This is a genomic window from Streptomyces sp. NPDC033966 (assembly GCF_055575955.1).
In genome coordinates this window covers 310,903-325,186 of the sequence record NZ_JBVIRQ010000007.1, presented here as the reverse complement: position 1 = coordinate 325,186, position 14,284 = coordinate 310,903, and the positions used below count along the sequence as shown (strand labels likewise).

The following is a 14,284-nucleotide window of genomic DNA, read 5'->3' as shown; positions in this document are numbered from 1 at the left end:
CGGTTCCTTACGATAAGGCGTCAATTGCGTAGGTGGCACCGATCACCCTTTCGTGTGCTTTTCACCAAAGACCTCAAGGGTGGTGGAAGCACGGCCGACAAAGGATTCGTGAGTACCCTTGCGCACACCATGATGACCGCCGCCCGCCATGCCGACACCGGCCTCGCCGGCCCGGGCGAACTCGACCGCTACCCCTACGCGGAGGCCGCCGGCTCCGACCGGGTCGGACCACCCCACTGGGACGGCGCCGACGTCGAGTTGAGCCGCGTCGGACGCCGGGCGGCCGGCAGCCGCGGCCGCGGACTGCACGGCCAACTCGTCCAGCAGCTCGGCCAGATGATCGTCTCCGGCGATCTCGGCGCGGACCGGCCGCTGGTCCCCGAGGAGATCGGCCAGCGCTTCGAGGTCTCCCGTACCGTCGTCCGCGAGTCGCTGCGGGTCCTGGAGGCCAAGGGCCTCGTCAGCGCCCGCCCCAACGTGGGCACCCGGGTCCGGCCGGTCGCCGACTGGAACCTCCTCGACCCCGACATCATCGAGTGGCGGGCCTTCGGCCCCCAGCGCGACGACCAGCGCCGCGAGCTCAACGAGCTCCGCTGGACGATCGAGCCCCTGGCCGCGCGCCTCGCCGCCGGACACGACCGCCCGGACGTCCAGCAGCGCCTCTCCGACATGGTCGAGATCATGGGCCACGCCCTCGGCCAGGGCGACGCGATCACCTTCGCCCGCGCCGACAACGAATTCCACGCGCTGCTGATCCAGGTCGCGGGCAACCGCATGCTGGAGCACCTCTCGGGCATCGTCTCCGCCGCCCTCCAGGTCTCCGGGAGCCCCATCACCGCCTGCGACCGCCCCAGCGAGGCCGGCGTGGCACACCACGCGCGGATGGTGGAAGCCCTGGCCTCCGGCGACGGCACGGGTGCCGAGAACGCCATGCGCCAGCTCCTGACGGTGCATCCGGAGGTCGAGCGCGTGGTCCCCGCCCCGCGCGAGCACTGACGCTCCGACGCACGGGGGCGTGGGAGCGCACCACCGGTCGCCGGGCCCCTTCGGGCCCGGCGACAGCGGCATGCGGGCCCTGCCCGCGGGCTGCGTGCGGCGGTCCCGGGCGCGTGCGGACGACCGCGGGACCGGCACGGCCGCGCACGCGGTGTGACGCAGGCCACGAAGGGGTGCACTCGGGACACGAAGATTGGGCGTAACGCTCCGCGACGTCACGCGATGACCTAAGAGGTGATGGCCGACGGAGGGAAGACAGCAGCCCTTGGGGATGCTGTGCAGCTCCCCGGCCCCTGCCCGCGCCCCCGGCCCATCCCCAGTCGGTGGTCGTCGGCTCCGGTCCAGCACCACGCCGGGGTCGGAAGCCGTTCCCATCGTTCCGAGAGGTTGTTCGTGTCGGCCAGCACATCCCGTACGCTCCCGCCGGAGATCGCCGATTCCGAGTCTGTGATGGCGCTCATCGAGCGGGGCAAGGCCGAGGGGCAGATCGCCGGCGATGACGTGCGTCGGGCCTTCGAGGCTGACCAGATTCCTGCGACCCAGTGGAAGAATGTTCTGCGCAGCCTCAACCAGATCCTCGAGGAAGAGGGTGTGACGCTGATGGTCAGTGCCGCGGAGTCGCCCAAGCGCACCCCACGCAAGAGCGTCGCAGCGAAGACTCCCGCGAAGCGGACGGCGACGAAGACCGTCGCGGCCAAGACGACGGCCGCCCCGGCAGTGGCCGACACCGTCGCGGAGGCGGGGGCGGCGGACCCCGAGACCGCCGACGCGCTCGCCGGGGAGCCCGCAGCCGAGCCCGCCGCGAAGAAGACGGCGGCCAAGAAGACGGCGGCCAAGAAGGCCGCACCCGCCAAGAAGACCGCCGCGAAGAAGACGGCGGCGAAGAAGACCGCCGCCAAGAAGGACGCCGACGAGGGCGGCGAGGAGGCTCTCGACGAGGGCCCCGACGCCGCGAAGGCGGAGGCCGAGGAAGAGGACGAGGGCGGCGAGAACAAGGGCTTCGTCATCTCCGACGACGAGGACGACGCCCCCGCGCAGCAGGTCGTCGTGGCCGGTGCCACCGCCGACCCCGTCAAGGACTACCTCAAGCAGATCGGCAAGGTCCCCCTCCTCAACGCCGAGCAGGAGGTCGAGCTCGCCAAGCGCATCGAGGCGGGCCTGTTCGCCGAGGACAAGCTGGCGAACTCCGACAAACTGGCCCCCAAGCTCAAGCGCGAGCTGGAGATCATCGCCGAGGACGGCCGCCGGGCCAAGAACCACCTGCTGGAGGCCAACCTCCGCCTCGTGGTCTCGCTGGCCAAGCGCTACACCGGCCGCGGCATGCTCTTCCTGGACCTGATCCAGGAGGGCAACCTGGGTCTGATCCGCGCGGTCGAGAAGTTCGACTACACCAAGGGCTACAAGTTCTCCACGTACGCGACCTGGTGGATCCGGCAGGCGATCACCCGGGCCATGGCCGACCAGGCCCGCACCATCCGCATCCCGGTGCACATGGTCGAAGTGATCAACAAGCTCGCCCGCGTACAGCGCCAGATGCTCCAGGACCTGGGCCGCGAGCCCACCCCGGAGGAGCTGGCCAAGGAACTCGACATGACCCCCGAGAAGGTCATCGAGGTCCAGAAGTACGGCCGCGAGCCGATCTCCCTGCACACTCCGCTCGGCGAGGACGGTGACAGCGAGTTCGGCGACCTCATCGAGGACTCCGAGGCCGTCGTCCCGGCCGACGCCGTGTCCTTCACGCTCCTGCAGGAGCAGCTCCACTCGGTGCTCGACACGCTGAGCGAGCGCGAGGCGGGCGTGGTCTCGATGCGCTTCGGACTGACCGACGGGCAGCCCAAGACCCTCGACGAGATCGGCAAGGTCTACGGGGTCACCCGTGAGCGCATCCGCCAGATCGAGTCCAAGACCATGTCCAAGCTGCGCCACCCGTCGCGCTCGCAGGTCCTGCGCGACTACCTGGACTGATCCGGTCCGCGGGCCGGCCCGGGGGCGGGCCTGCTCCCGGCCCGGGTCGGCCCCGACCGGGCGTCGAGCGTACGCCGGGCGGTCCTCGGCGGCCCTTCGACCGCCGGTGCACGCTCCCGGGCGGGCCCGGGCAGCAGGTGCGCATGTCCTCCGGTCATCCCACTCTGGGTGTAATCGAGCACACTCAGAGTCAGGAGGCCTCATGCGTCGTCCCTTCGCCCGTGCCCTGGCGGGCGCTCTGACCCTGGTGGCGGGAGCGGCCGCGGCGCCGCTGGCCCAGGCGCCCAGGGTGGCCGCGGACAGCGTCGTCATAGGCGGGAGCCCGGTACGGGTCGCCGACAGCCCCTGGGTGGTGGCCCTGGCCAGCCGTGACCGGTTCGGGGGTATCCGTGACGGGCAGTTCTGCGGCGGTGTCATCGTCGCGCCGACCACCGTGGTGACGGCGGCCCACTGCCTAGGCCGCCAGGTGCTGGGCGGGCCGGTCGAATCCGTCGCCGACTTCCGGGTGATCACCGGCCGTACGGAGCTCCGCGCGCCCGAGGGCCGGGAGATCGCGGTGGTCGGGGCCCGGGTCAACCCCGCCTACGATCCCGGGACCAACGCCGGGGACCTCGCCGTGCTGGAGCTGGCCGAAGCGGTGCCGGCGGACCACGTGCTCCCCATGGCCGGGGCCGGCCACTCCGCCTACGGGGCGGGGACCGAGGCGGCCGTGTACGGGTGGGGCGACACCAGCGGCTTCGGCGACTACGCCTACGGGCTGCGGGCGGCGCGGGTCACCGTACTGGCCGACGAGGTCTGCCACCGGGCGTACCCGGGGGATTCGGACGGGCAGTACCGGGAGGACTCCATGGTGTGCGCGGGCGACAGCGAGGGCGGCAAGGACGCCTGCCAGGGGGACAGCGGCGGACCGCTGGTCGCGCAGGGGCGGCTCATCGGGCTGGTGTCCTGGGGGCGTGGCTGCGGGCGCGCCGACAGCCCCGGGGTGTACACCCGGATCGCACCGCTCGTCGGCTTCGTGAACGGCTCCGAGAGGCGCGTACGGCCGAGCGGGGCCTAGGACGTCACGCGGGGGGCCCGGAGGGGCTCCAGGCGCCCCGCAGGCCCCCGCAAGGGGCCTTGGGGCCGCCTGGGGCGGGCGTCGGAGGGGGCGCCGCGTGGCCGAGGGTGGCCGCGGACGTTCCCCAGGCGGCCGCGGACATGAGGACGGGCGGCGTCCCTGGGTCTCAGAGATGCCGCCCGTCGACCGGCCTTGCCGGTCCTGGCTCGTCGGATGCGAGGTTCAGGCCTTGTGTCAGCGGTCCTCGTCGGCCGCGCTGGCGGCCGGAGCGGACGTAAGCCGCTCGGTCTCATCCTGTATTTCCGCGGCGATCTTCTTGAGTTCCGGCTCGAACTTACGCCCGTGGTGGGCGCAGAAGAGCAGTTCACCACCGCTCAGGAGGACGACGCGCAGATATGCCTGGGCGCCGCAACGGTCGCATCGGTCAGCGGCCGTCAGCGGGGTCGCGGGTGTCAGAACAGTAGTCACGTCGCCTCTTCTCTAGCTCGACGAGCTGTCGTACCAGGGTCAACATCCAACCAGGCCGAAAACGTTCCCGCTCGCGGCTTTTCCTCGAAACTTCCTTCCGAAGCTGGCCGGCTGCTGCCGGTTGGCGGCGAAGGAGCCGTATTGCGTTGCTTTACGGTTTCGCGTTGTCAGTCGTTCGCTTGTAGCAGTTCTCGTCCCCTCCGGCGTGAGTGCCGGTTGTTCATGAGGACGTGCCCGAACCCTAAATGGTTCATGCGTCGAAGGGAACGTGATGTTTGCTTCACCCTCACGGGGGATCGAACATCCGTGCGGATCTGCACTAGGCTGTGGAACCCACGAGGGTGGCGTTGCATCGGCTCTACCAGGCCTCGGTACCCTTCGACCGGCGACCCAGCCACCCCTGAGCCCCACCGGGCCAGAAAAGAAATTCAGCGAGGAGCGAACTGCGTGACCGCCGACACGTCCGTGCCTTCCAGCGCGCTGCTGTCCGGAGCAGACCGGGACGGCTCCAACTACACCGCGCGGCACCTGCTCGTCCTCGAAGGCCTCGAGGCCGTTCGCAAGCGCCCCGGCATGTATATCGGCTCCACCGACAGCCGAGGCCTGATGCACTGCCTCTGGGAGATCATCGACAATTCCGTCGACGAGGCCCTGGGCGGCTACTGCGACCACATCGAGGTGATCCTCCACGACGACGCCTCGGTCGAGGTCCGCGACAACGGCCGCGGCATCCCGGTCGACGTCGAGCCCAAGACCGGCCTGTCCGGCGTCGAGGTCGTCATGACCAAGCTGCACGCCGGCGGCAAGTTCGGCGGGGGCTCCTACGCGGCCTCCGGCGGCCTGCACGGCGTCGGCGCCTCCGTGGTCAACGCCCTCTCCGCCCGACTGGACGTCGAGGTCGACCGGAACAGCTCCACGCACGCCATCAGCTTCCGCCGCGGCGTCCCCGGCTTCTTCACCGAGCAGGGCCCCGAGAGCCCCTTCGACCCGGCGAACGGCCTGCGCAAGGCCAAGCGCATCGCCAAGGGCAAGACGGGCACCCGGATCCGCTACTGGGCCGACCGACAGATCTTCCTCAAGGACGCCCGGCTCTCCCTGGAGAACCTCTACCAGCGAGCCCGCCAGACCGCCTTCCTCGTCCCCGGCCTGACCATCGTCGTCCGCGACGAGCGCGGCATCGACGGCGCCGGCAAGACCGAGGAGACCTTCCGCTTCGACGGGGGGATCAGCGAGTTCTGCGAGTACCTCGCCCAGGACAAGGCCGTCTGCGACGTGCTGCGCCTGACCGGCACCGGCACCTTCAAGGAGACCGTCCCGGTCCTCGACGACCGCGGCCACATGACCCCCACCGAGGTCACCCGTGAGCTCGGCGTGGACATCGCCCTGCGCTGGGGCACGGGGTACGAGACCGGCGTCAAGTCCTTCGTGAACATCATCGCCACCCCCAAGGGCGGCACCCACGTTTCCGGATTCGAACGCTCGGTCACCAAGACCGTGAACGAGGTGCTGCGCTCCGCGAAGCTCCTGCGCGTCGCCGAGGACGACGTGGTCAAGGACGACGCCATGGAGGGCATGACGGCGGTCGTGACCGTCCGCCTCGCCGAGCCGCAGTTCGAGGGCCAGACCAAGGAGGTGCTCGGCACCTCCGCGGCCACCAGGATCGTGGCCGCCGTCGTCGCCAAGGAGCTCAAGGCCTTCCTGACCTCCACCAAGCGCGACGACAAGCAGCAGGCCCGCGCCGTGATGGAGAAGATCGTCGCGGCCGCCCGGACCCGGATCGCGGCCCGCCAGCACAAGGAGGCGCAGCGCCGCAAGACCGCGCTGGAGTCCTCCTCGCTGCCGGCCAAGCTGGCCGACTGCCGCAGCGACGACGTGGACCGCAGCGAGCTCTTCATCGTCGAGGGGGACTCCGCCCTCGGTACGGCCAAGCTCGCGCGGAACTCCGAGTTCCAGGCGCTGCTGCCGATCCGGGGCAAGATCCTCAACGTCCAGAAGTCCTCGGTCTCGGACATGCTCAAGAACGCCGAGTGCGGCGCGATCATCCAGGTCATAGGAGCCGGCTCCGGCCGCACCTTCGACATCGACGCCGCCCGCTACGGGAAGATCGTCCTCCTCGTCGACGCCGACGTCGACGGGGCGCACATCCGCTGCCTGCTGCTCACGCTCTTCCAGCGGTACATGCGCCCCATGGTCGAGGCGGGCCGGGTCTTCGCGGCCGTGCCGCCGCTGCACCGGATCGAGCTGGTCCAGCCCAAGAAGGGCCAGGACAAGTACGTCTACACGTATTCGGACAACGAGCTGCGCCAGACCCTGCTGGAGTACCAGCGCAAGAACATCCGGTACAAGGACGCCATCCAGCGTTACAAGGGCCTCGGCGAGATGGACGCGGACCAGCTGGCGGAGACCACCATGGACCCCCGCCACCGCACCCTGCGGCGGATCAACATCGGCGACCTGGACTCCGCCGAGCAGGTCTTCGACCTGCTCATGGGCAATGAGGTGGCCCCGCGCAAGGAGTTCATCACCGGCTCCGCGGCGACCCTCGACCGCTCGCGCATCGACGCCTGACCCTTCCGCGGTACCGGCCGGCCACGGCCGGTACCGCGGATGCGGAAACGGCGTTCCGGCACACCGGTGCCGCTCGTTCCATCACCTGAAGGGGTGAAGAGCACCGGTACATCAGTCCGGAAACCGACCATCCGGCACATCCTTGTGGGCACGCGGCCAATGCGGCGGCGGACAAGGAGAGTTCGGTGGACAAGCACGAAGGTCGTGATGCCGGAACGATCCGGTTGGACGACCCCTGGTACGACGCACTGGCCGTGGGCTGGGGCGAGGGCGCGGACACGGTCCCGGCCCAGGTCGCCCCGGTCCCCGGAGGCCGGGCGGCGCCCGGCGCGTCCGAGATCTACCTCGAAGTGCAGCGCAGCGCCGCCTTCCAGGAGGTCCGCGGCCGCTACCGGAGGTTCGTCGTCCCCGCGACCGCCGGCTTCTTCCTCTGGTACGTCGCCTACGTGGTCGCCGCCACCGCGGCACCGGGGCTCATGGCCCGGCCCGTGGCCGGCGCGGTCAACGTGGCCCTGCTGGCCGGCCTCGGACAGTTCCTCAGCACCTTCCTGCTGACCTGGGCGTACTCCAGGCACGCGCGGCTGCGCCGGGACCGGGCCGCGCTCGACCTGCGCTGGACGGTCTTCGAGCAGGAACGCGTACAGGAGCGCGCACAGGGCCGGGCGTCCGCCCCCGAGCAGGAGGGCGGCAGGCCGCGGACGAGGACGGTCCGGGGGGAGCGGGCGTGACCACCGAGCACCAGACCCTCGCGCTGATCCTCTTCAGCGCCTTCATCGCGGTCACCCTCGGCATCACGACCTGGGTCAGCCGCAACCGGCACGGCTCCGCCGAGGAGTTCTACGCGGGCGGGCGGCTCTTCTCCCCCATGGAGAACGGTTTCGCCATCGCCGGCGACTACATGTCCGCCGCCTCCTTCCTGGGGATCTCCGGGCTGATCGCCCTCTTCGGCTACGACGGCCTGCTCTACTCCGTGGGCTTCCTCGTCGCCTGGCTGGTGGTGCTCTTCCTGGTCGCCGAACTGGTCCGCAACTGCGGGCGGTTCACCCTCGCCGACGTGGTGGCCGCCCGGATGAGCGAGCGGCCCGTCCGGATCGCCGCAGGCACCTCCTCGGTGGTCGTCTCCGTGCTCTACCTGGTCGCGCAGATGGTCGGGGCGGGCAGCCTGGTGGGCCTGCTGCTCTCGGACTCGGGCCCCGCCGCGCGCACCCTGACCGTGATCGGGGTCGGGGCGCTGATGGTGGTCTACGTGACCTTCGGCGGGATGCGGGCCACCACCTGGATCCAGATCGTCAAGGCGGTGCTGCTGATGGGCGGGGCCGTCGCCCTGACCGTGCTCGTCCTGCTCCGCTTCCACGGGAACCTCGACCAGCTGCTCACCGGCGCCGCCGAGCGCAGCGGCCACGGGTCCCGCTTCCTGAGCCCCGGCCTCAAGTACGGCGGGGACTGGACGGCCCGGGTCGACTTCATGAGCCTCGGCCTCGCGCTGGTCCTGGGCACCGCGGGGCTGCCGCACATCCTGTCGCGCTTCTACACCGTGCCGACCGCGCGGGCCGCCCGCAGGTCGGTGGTGTGGGCGATCGCGCTGATCGGGGGCTTCTACCTAATGACCGTCGTCCTCGGCTTCGGGGCGGCCGCGCTGGTCGGGCCCGACGAGGTGCGGGCCTCCAACGCCTCCGGGAACACGGCCGTACCGCTGCTGGCGGCCTTCCTGGGCGGGGGTGCCGAGTCCACCGGGGGCGCGGTGCTGTTCGCGATCGTGGCCGCCATCGCCTTCGCGACCATCCTCGCGGTGGTCGCCGGGATCACCCTGGCCTCGTCGGCCTCCGTCGCACACGATCTGTACGCCTCCCTCAAGCGCCGCCACGCCCGCCAGCGCAGCGAGGTGGCCGTGGCGCGGATCGCGGCCGTCGGGATCGGGGCGGTGGCCATCGCGCTGGGGCTGCTCGCGCAGGACCTGAACGTGGCCTTCCTGGTGGGGCTGGCCTTCGCCGTGGCGGCCTCGGCGAACCTGCCGGTGCTGCTGTACTCGCTGTTCTGGCGGGGCTTCACCACGCGGGGGGCGCTCTGGTCGGTGTACGGCGGGCTCGTTCCGGCGGTGCTGCTGGTGGTCCTCTCGCCCGTCGTCTCCGGGAGCCCCGAATCCCTCTTCCCGGGTGTGGACTTCCAGTACTTCCCGCTCCAGAACCCGGGCATCGTCTCGATCCCGCTCGGCTTCCTGGCGGGCTGGCTGGGCACCATGACCTCCGCGGAGGAGGCGGACGAGCGCAAGCACGCCGAGACGGAGGTCCGCTCCCTGACGGGGGCCGGCGCGGTGTGACATCCCCCTAACCGACGCCGTCCGAGGGGCGCCAGGCGTAGCGGTGTTCGGGGCGGCCGGTCTCGCCGTAGCGCAGGGCCAGTGTGACGCGGCCGGCCCGGTCCAGGAGCTTCAGGTAGCGCTGGGCGGTCTGCCGGCTGATGCCGGCGCGGTCGGCGATCTGCTGGGTGGACAGGGGGCCTTCGGCGGCGCGCAGTACCTGGCGGACCAGCTCCGCGGTGGTGGGGGAGTGCCCCTTGGGCAGCTCGTTCGGGGTGCCGGCCGCGGCGAGGGCGCCGAAGATCCGGTCGACCTCGGCCTGTTCTGCCTCGCCGCCGCCGGAGAGGGAGCGGCGCAGGGAGGCGTAGGCCTCCAGCTTGGTGCGCAGCCCGGCGAAGGTGAACGGCTTGACCAGGTACTGGAGGGCGCCGAGCCGCATGGCCGCCTGGACGGTGGCCAGGTCCCGGGCCGCCGTGACCATGATCACGTCGGTGTGGTGGCCGAGCTGGCGCAGGCGGCGCACCAGGTCGAGGCCGTTCTCGTCGGGGAGGTAGTGGTCGAGGAGGACCAGGTCGACCGGGCGGGCGGTGAGGAAGTCCAGGGCCTCGGCCGCCGAATGGACTTCGCCGCAGGCCCGGAAACCGGGAACCTTCGCCACATACGCCGCGTTGATCCTGGCAACACGCATGTCGTCGTCGACGACCAATACGTGGATCGGGGTCTCGTTCATCGCAGGGCCTCCGGGAGCACGACGGAGAACTCCGCCCCTCCGTCCTCTGCCGCCCCGGCCCGCGCGCTGCCGCCCTGCCGCTCCGCGAGGCGGCGTACGAGGGCCAGGCCCAGCCCGCGCTCGCGGTGGGCCTCGGGCTGCTTGGTCGACCAGCCCTCGGTGAAGATCTCCTCGTCCCGGCCGGCGGGGATTCCCGGGCCGCTGTCGCGCACCCGCAGCACGGCGGTGCGCCCCTGCGCACGGATGTCCACTTCGACCAGGGGCGCGGCCGAGCCGGCCGCCGCGTCCAGGGCGTTGTCCACGAGGTTGCCGAGGATCGTGACGAGGCCGCCCGGGTCCACCAGGCGGTCGGGGAGGAGTGCGGCCGGGGCGAGGCGCAGCGCGACGCCGCGCTCGGCGGCGACGGTGGCCTTGCCCACCAGCAGGGCGGCGAGCAGGGGGTCGTGGACCTTCTCGGTGACCTGCTCGGCGGTGGTGCGGTGGACTCCGACGACCTCGTTGACGAAGTCGACGGCTTCCTCGTGCAGGCCCAGTTCGAGCAGGCCGAGGAGGGTGTGGAGGCGGTTCGCGTGCTCGTGGTCCTGGGCGCGCAGGGCGTCGATCAGGCCCTTGGTGGAGTCCAGCTCGCGGCCCAGGCGTTCCACCTCGGTGCGGTCGCGCAGGGTGGCGACGGCTCCGCCGTCGGCGGTCGGCATCCGGTTGGCGACCAGGACCCGCGGGCCCTGGACGGTGAGCAGGTCCCGGCCGGTGACCCGGCCGGTCAGGACGTCGCTGGTGCGGCCGGTGCCCAGGACGGCGTCCAGCGGCCGGCCGGCGAGGGCGGTGGCGCTGTCCGGGGGGAGGCCCAGCAGCCGGGCGGCCTCGTCGTTGACGAGCCGCACCCGGTCGTCCGGGTCGAGGGCGATCACGCCTTCGCGGATGGAGTGCAGCATGGCCTCGCGCTCCGCGAGGAGGCCGGCGATGTCGGAGAAGGCCAGGTCGCGGGTCTGCCGCTGGATCCGGCGGGAGAGGAGACAGGCGGCCAGCGCACCGGCCGCCAGGGCACCGCCCGCGTAGGCGAGCAGTCCGGGGATGGCGCCGAGCAGCCGGTCGCGGACGCTGTCGTAGGCGATGCCGACGGAGACGGCGCCGACGACCTCCCCGTCGGCGGCGACGAGGGGGACCTTGCCCCGGGCGGAGCGGCCCAGGGTGCCCTCGTCGATCTCCATCACCTCGTGGCCGGCGAGCGCGTCGCTCGGGTCGGTGGAGACGGGCCGTCCGATCCGGTCGGGGCTGGGGTGGGAGCGGCGGATGCCGTGGAGGTCGAGGACCACCACGTACTCGGCGCCGGTCGCCCTGCGGATCCGCTCGGCCGCGGACTGCACGGGGCTGTCCGCCGTCGGCTCCGACCGCAGGAGGTCGGCGGCCAGGGAAGGGTCCGCGGCCGTGCTCTGGGCGATGGCCAGGGCCCGCCGCATCGCCTGGTCGTCCAGCTGTCCGCTCAGGGGGGCCAGGAAGAGCCCGGTCGCCAGGACGGCGACCCCGGCCGCGATGGCCAGCTGGGTCAGCAGGATCTGCGAGACGGCCCGTCTGGGCAGCCCGAGGCGCCGAGCGCCCGTGGGGAGGAACCGCATGACTAGCACCGTAGGTCGGCGGGGGCGGAAGCGGAATTTCCCCCGTCTATGAGAAGCCCCACCCGGGACGAGGTAGGGGGCCGTCGCCGGGCGGCGCCGTCCCGGGGGCGCCGGGCGGGGCGTGCCGGGTCAGGGCAGCGGGCGGGGCGGGCGGGGGCCCGTGTAGTGGCCGCTCGGGCGCATGCGCAGGGGGCGCTCCTGGTACTCCTCCAGCGCGTGCGCGATCCAGCCCGCCGTCCGGGCGACCGCGAAGACCGTCTCACCGGCCTCGGCGGTCATTCCGCAGGACACCGTCAGCACGGCCAGCGCCAGGTCCACGTTGGCGTGCAGCCCGTGCCGGGCCATCACCGCCGCCACGTCCCGTGCCGCGCCGAGGGCCGGGGCCGCCTGCGGGAGCCCTTCCAGGTGCCCGAACAGCGCCCGCGCCCTCGGGTCCTCGCCCCGGTAGAGCCGGTGGCCGAGCCCGGGCACCCGGCGCCCCGCGCGCAGGTGCTCCGCCACCACGGGCGTGGCGCCGCCCCGCTCCAGCACCTCCGCCAGCATCCGGTGCGCGAGCCGTCCGGCCGCCCCGTGCAGGGGGCCCTCCAGCGCGCCGAGCCCGGCCGAGACGACCGCGTACGGATGGGCCCGCGCCGAGGCCGCCACCCGTACCGCGAGGGTGGAGGCGGCGAGGTCGTGGTCGACCAGCAGGCCCAGCGCCAGGTCCAGGGCGTCGACGGCCACGGGGTCCGGATCGAGCCCGGTCAGCCGGGACCACAGTGCCCGGGCGAGCCGGCCGTCGCTTCCGGGCGCCCGGGCCGGTTCCGCCTCGGGCAGGGCGCCGACCAGCGTCGGGATCAGGCAGCGCGCGGAGCCGAGTACCGCCTCCTCGGACAGGTCGAAGCGCAGCGGGTCCACCACCGCGGCGGCGGCGACCGCGACCCGCAGCCGGTCGAGGGGCCCGCTGTGCTCGGGCAGCGCGGCCACCGCCCTCCGGGCGGCGGCGAGCGCCTCCGGGGGAGCGGTGAACCGGGCCCCGTGCGGCAGGCTCCCGGTCCAGAGCCACTCGGCGACCTCCTCGTAGGGGTACCGCGAGGCCAGCTCGACGGCGTCGACACCGCGGAAGAAGTACCGGTCGGCCTCGATGAGGGTGAGCGAGGTGCGCACGGAGAGCTCCCCGGCGGGCGCCGCGGCCTCCCGTCGGCTGCGCCTGGCCAGGGCCTCCACCTCCCGCGCGTCGAAGGTGCTGCCCCGCCCGACCGCGTCGCGGCGGCTGCCGAGCTGGCCCCGGCTCACGTACGCGTACACGGTCGCGGGCTTCACCCCGAGGAGCTGCGCGGCTTCCCGGGTGGTGAGCCGCCTCTCGTCTTCGCTCATGACGCACAGCCTACATATATTGATTCAATCAATATTGACATCGATCCAATCAAGGATGGATGGTCAATCCATGAACACCACCGTCGAAGTACCCCGCGGTCTCGCGGGAGTCGTGGTCACCGAAACCCAGCTCGGTGACGTCCGGGGCCGCGAGGGCTTCTACCACTACCGCCAGTACTCGGCCGTCGAGCTCGCCGAGAGCCGCACCTTCGAGGACGTGTGGCACCTGATGTTCCGCGGCGCGCTCCCCGCGGACGCCGCCGAGCGGGCCGCCTTCGCCGCCGAGACCGCCCCGCTGCGGCACCTGCCCGCCGAGGTCCGCGACGCGCTCCCCGCCCTCGCCGGCGCCACCGCCCCCTCCGGCCCCCTCGCCGGCCTGCGCACCGCGCTCTCGCTGCTCGGCGCGCGCTCCGGCTTCCGCCCGGTGTACGACCTCGACCCCGGGCGCCGGGCCGCCGACGCGCTCGCCGCCTGCGCCGCCGTACCCACCCTGCTCACCGCCCTGCACCGGCTGGGGCAGGGCCTGGAGCCGGTCGAGCCGCGCGACGACCTGCCGTACGCCGCCAACTACCTGTGGATGCTCACCGGCGAGGAGCCCGACCCCGTCAAGGCCCGCGCCGTCGAGCGGTACCTGATCTCCACCGTCGACCACGGCTTCAACGCCTCCACCTTCACCGCCCGTGTCATCGCCTCCACCGGTGCCGACGTCGCGGCCTGCCTGACCGGGGCGATCGGCGCGCTCTCCGGCCCGCTGCACGGCGGGGCGCCCAGCCGGGCCCTGGACACCCTGGACGCCATCGGCACGGTGGAGCGCATCGGGCCGTGGATCCGGGAGCGGGTCCTGGCCGGGGACCGGATCATGGGCTTCGGGCACCCCGTCTACCGCACCGAGGACCCGCGTTCGCGGATGCTGCGGGACATCGCCCGGCAGTTCGGCGGGCCGCTCGTGGACTTCGCGGTCGAGGTCGAACGGCAGGTGGAGGAGATCCTCGCCGAGCTGAAGCCGGGCCGGGAGCTGCACACCAACGTGGAGTTCTACGCGGGCGTGGTCATGGAGCTGTGCGGGCTTCCGCGCGAGATGTTCACCCCGACCTTCTGCGCGGCCCGGGTGGTGGGCTGGAGCGCGAACGTCCTGGAGCAGGCCGCCGACTCGAAGATCATCCGTCCGGCCGCGCGCTACACCGGACCCACCCCGCCGCAGCCGGTACCCGTCGCGGGCTGACTACGATCGTCCG

General features: G+C 72.3%; 11 protein-coding genes. 7 read left to right on the top strand and 4 right to left on the bottom strand.

The features are described 5' to 3' along the window. Positions 1 to 54 precede the first annotated feature (54 nt). The 3 genes from ACZ518_RS22185 to ACZ518_RS22175 all read left to right on the top strand — a co-directional run bounded on the left by ACZ518_RS22185 (position 55) and on the right by ACZ518_RS22175 (position 4,018). Positions 55 to 996, top strand: coding sequence for a FadR/GntR family transcriptional regulator (locus ACZ518_RS22185; RefSeq protein WP_469114719.1), 942 nt, complete (start codon positions 55 to 57; stop codon positions 994 to 996). Positions 997 to 1,389: 393 nt separating this feature from the next. Further along, on the top strand, positions 1,390 to 2,961 hold the full coding sequence (locus ACZ518_RS22180; RefSeq protein ID WP_469114718.1) for an RNA polymerase sigma factor: 1,572 nt from the start codon (positions 1,390 to 1,392) through the stop codon (positions 2,959 to 2,961). A 202-nt stretch (positions 2,962 to 3,163) separates the two neighbouring features. Next, positions 3,164 to 4,018 carry a serine protease gene (locus tag ACZ518_RS22175; RefSeq protein ID WP_469114717.1) on the top strand — a complete coding sequence of 285 codons (855 nt, stop codon included), beginning with the start codon at positions 3,164 to 3,166 and terminating at the stop codon, positions 4,016 to 4,018. 234 nt (positions 4,019 to 4,252) lie between these two features. On the opposite strand, the gene ACZ518_RS22170 is transcribed toward ACZ518_RS22175, so the two are convergent. After that, positions 4,253 to 4,486, bottom strand: a complete 234-nt coding sequence (locus tag ACZ518_RS22170) for a DUF7455 domain-containing protein (protein ID WP_007267009.1) — start codon at positions 4,484 to 4,486, stop codon at positions 4,253 to 4,255. 447 nt (positions 4,487 to 4,933) lie between these two features. Between ACZ518_RS22170 and ACZ518_RS22165 the strand changes: the two genes are divergently transcribed. The 3 genes from ACZ518_RS22165 to ACZ518_RS22155 all read left to right on the top strand — a co-directional run bounded on the left by ACZ518_RS22165 (position 4,934) and on the right by ACZ518_RS22155 (position 9,371). Continuing rightward, positions 4,934 to 7,054 (top strand): DNA gyrase/topoisomerase IV subunit B, encoded by a 2,121-nt coding sequence (locus tag ACZ518_RS22165; RefSeq protein WP_469114716.1) that lies wholly within the window; start codon positions 4,934 to 4,936, stop codon positions 7,052 to 7,054. 185 nt (positions 7,055 to 7,239) lie between these two features. Continuing rightward, a complete protein-coding gene (locus ACZ518_RS22160; protein WP_469114715.1) occupies positions 7,240 to 7,782 on the top strand; it encodes a DUF485 domain-containing protein in 543 nt (180 codons plus the stop codon). Continuing rightward, entirely contained in the window at positions 7,779 to 9,371 is a 1,593-nt protein-coding gene (locus tag ACZ518_RS22155) for a solute symporter family protein (protein WP_469114714.1), read from the top strand. The genes ACZ518_RS22160 and ACZ518_RS22155 overlap by 4 nt, the downstream gene beginning before the upstream one ends. A gap of 7 nt (positions 9,372 to 9,378) precedes the next feature. On the opposite strand, the gene ACZ518_RS22150 is transcribed toward ACZ518_RS22155, so the two are convergent. The 3 genes from ACZ518_RS22150 to ACZ518_RS22140 all read right to left on the bottom strand — a co-directional run bounded on the left by ACZ518_RS22150 (position 9,379) and on the right by ACZ518_RS22140 (position 13,049). After that, complete coding sequence (locus ACZ518_RS22150; RefSeq protein ID WP_469114713.1) at positions 9,379 to 10,080, bottom strand: DUF7342 family protein; 702 nt, start codon at positions 10,078 to 10,080, stop codon at positions 9,379 to 9,381. Continuing rightward, positions 10,077 to 11,693: an ATP-binding protein gene (locus tag ACZ518_RS22145; RefSeq protein WP_469114712.1), complete on the bottom strand. Its 1,617-nt coding sequence runs from the start codon at positions 11,691 to 11,693 to the stop codon at positions 10,077 to 10,079. Before ACZ518_RS22145 ends, ACZ518_RS22150 begins: the two co-directional genes overlap by 4 nt. Positions 11,694 to 11,822: 129 nt before the next feature. Continuing rightward, positions 11,823 to 13,049, bottom strand: coding sequence for a citrate synthase (locus ACZ518_RS22140; protein ID WP_469114711.1), 1,227 nt, complete (start codon positions 13,047 to 13,049; stop codon positions 11,823 to 11,825). Positions 13,050 to 13,104: 55 nt separating this feature from the next. Between ACZ518_RS22140 and ACZ518_RS22135 the strand changes: the two genes are divergently transcribed. Continuing rightward, entirely contained in the window at positions 13,105 to 14,271 is a 1,167-nt protein-coding gene (locus ACZ518_RS22135; RefSeq protein ID WP_469114710.1) for a citrate synthase/methylcitrate synthase, read from the top strand. The last annotated feature ends 13 nt before the right edge of the window (positions 14,272 to 14,284 follow it).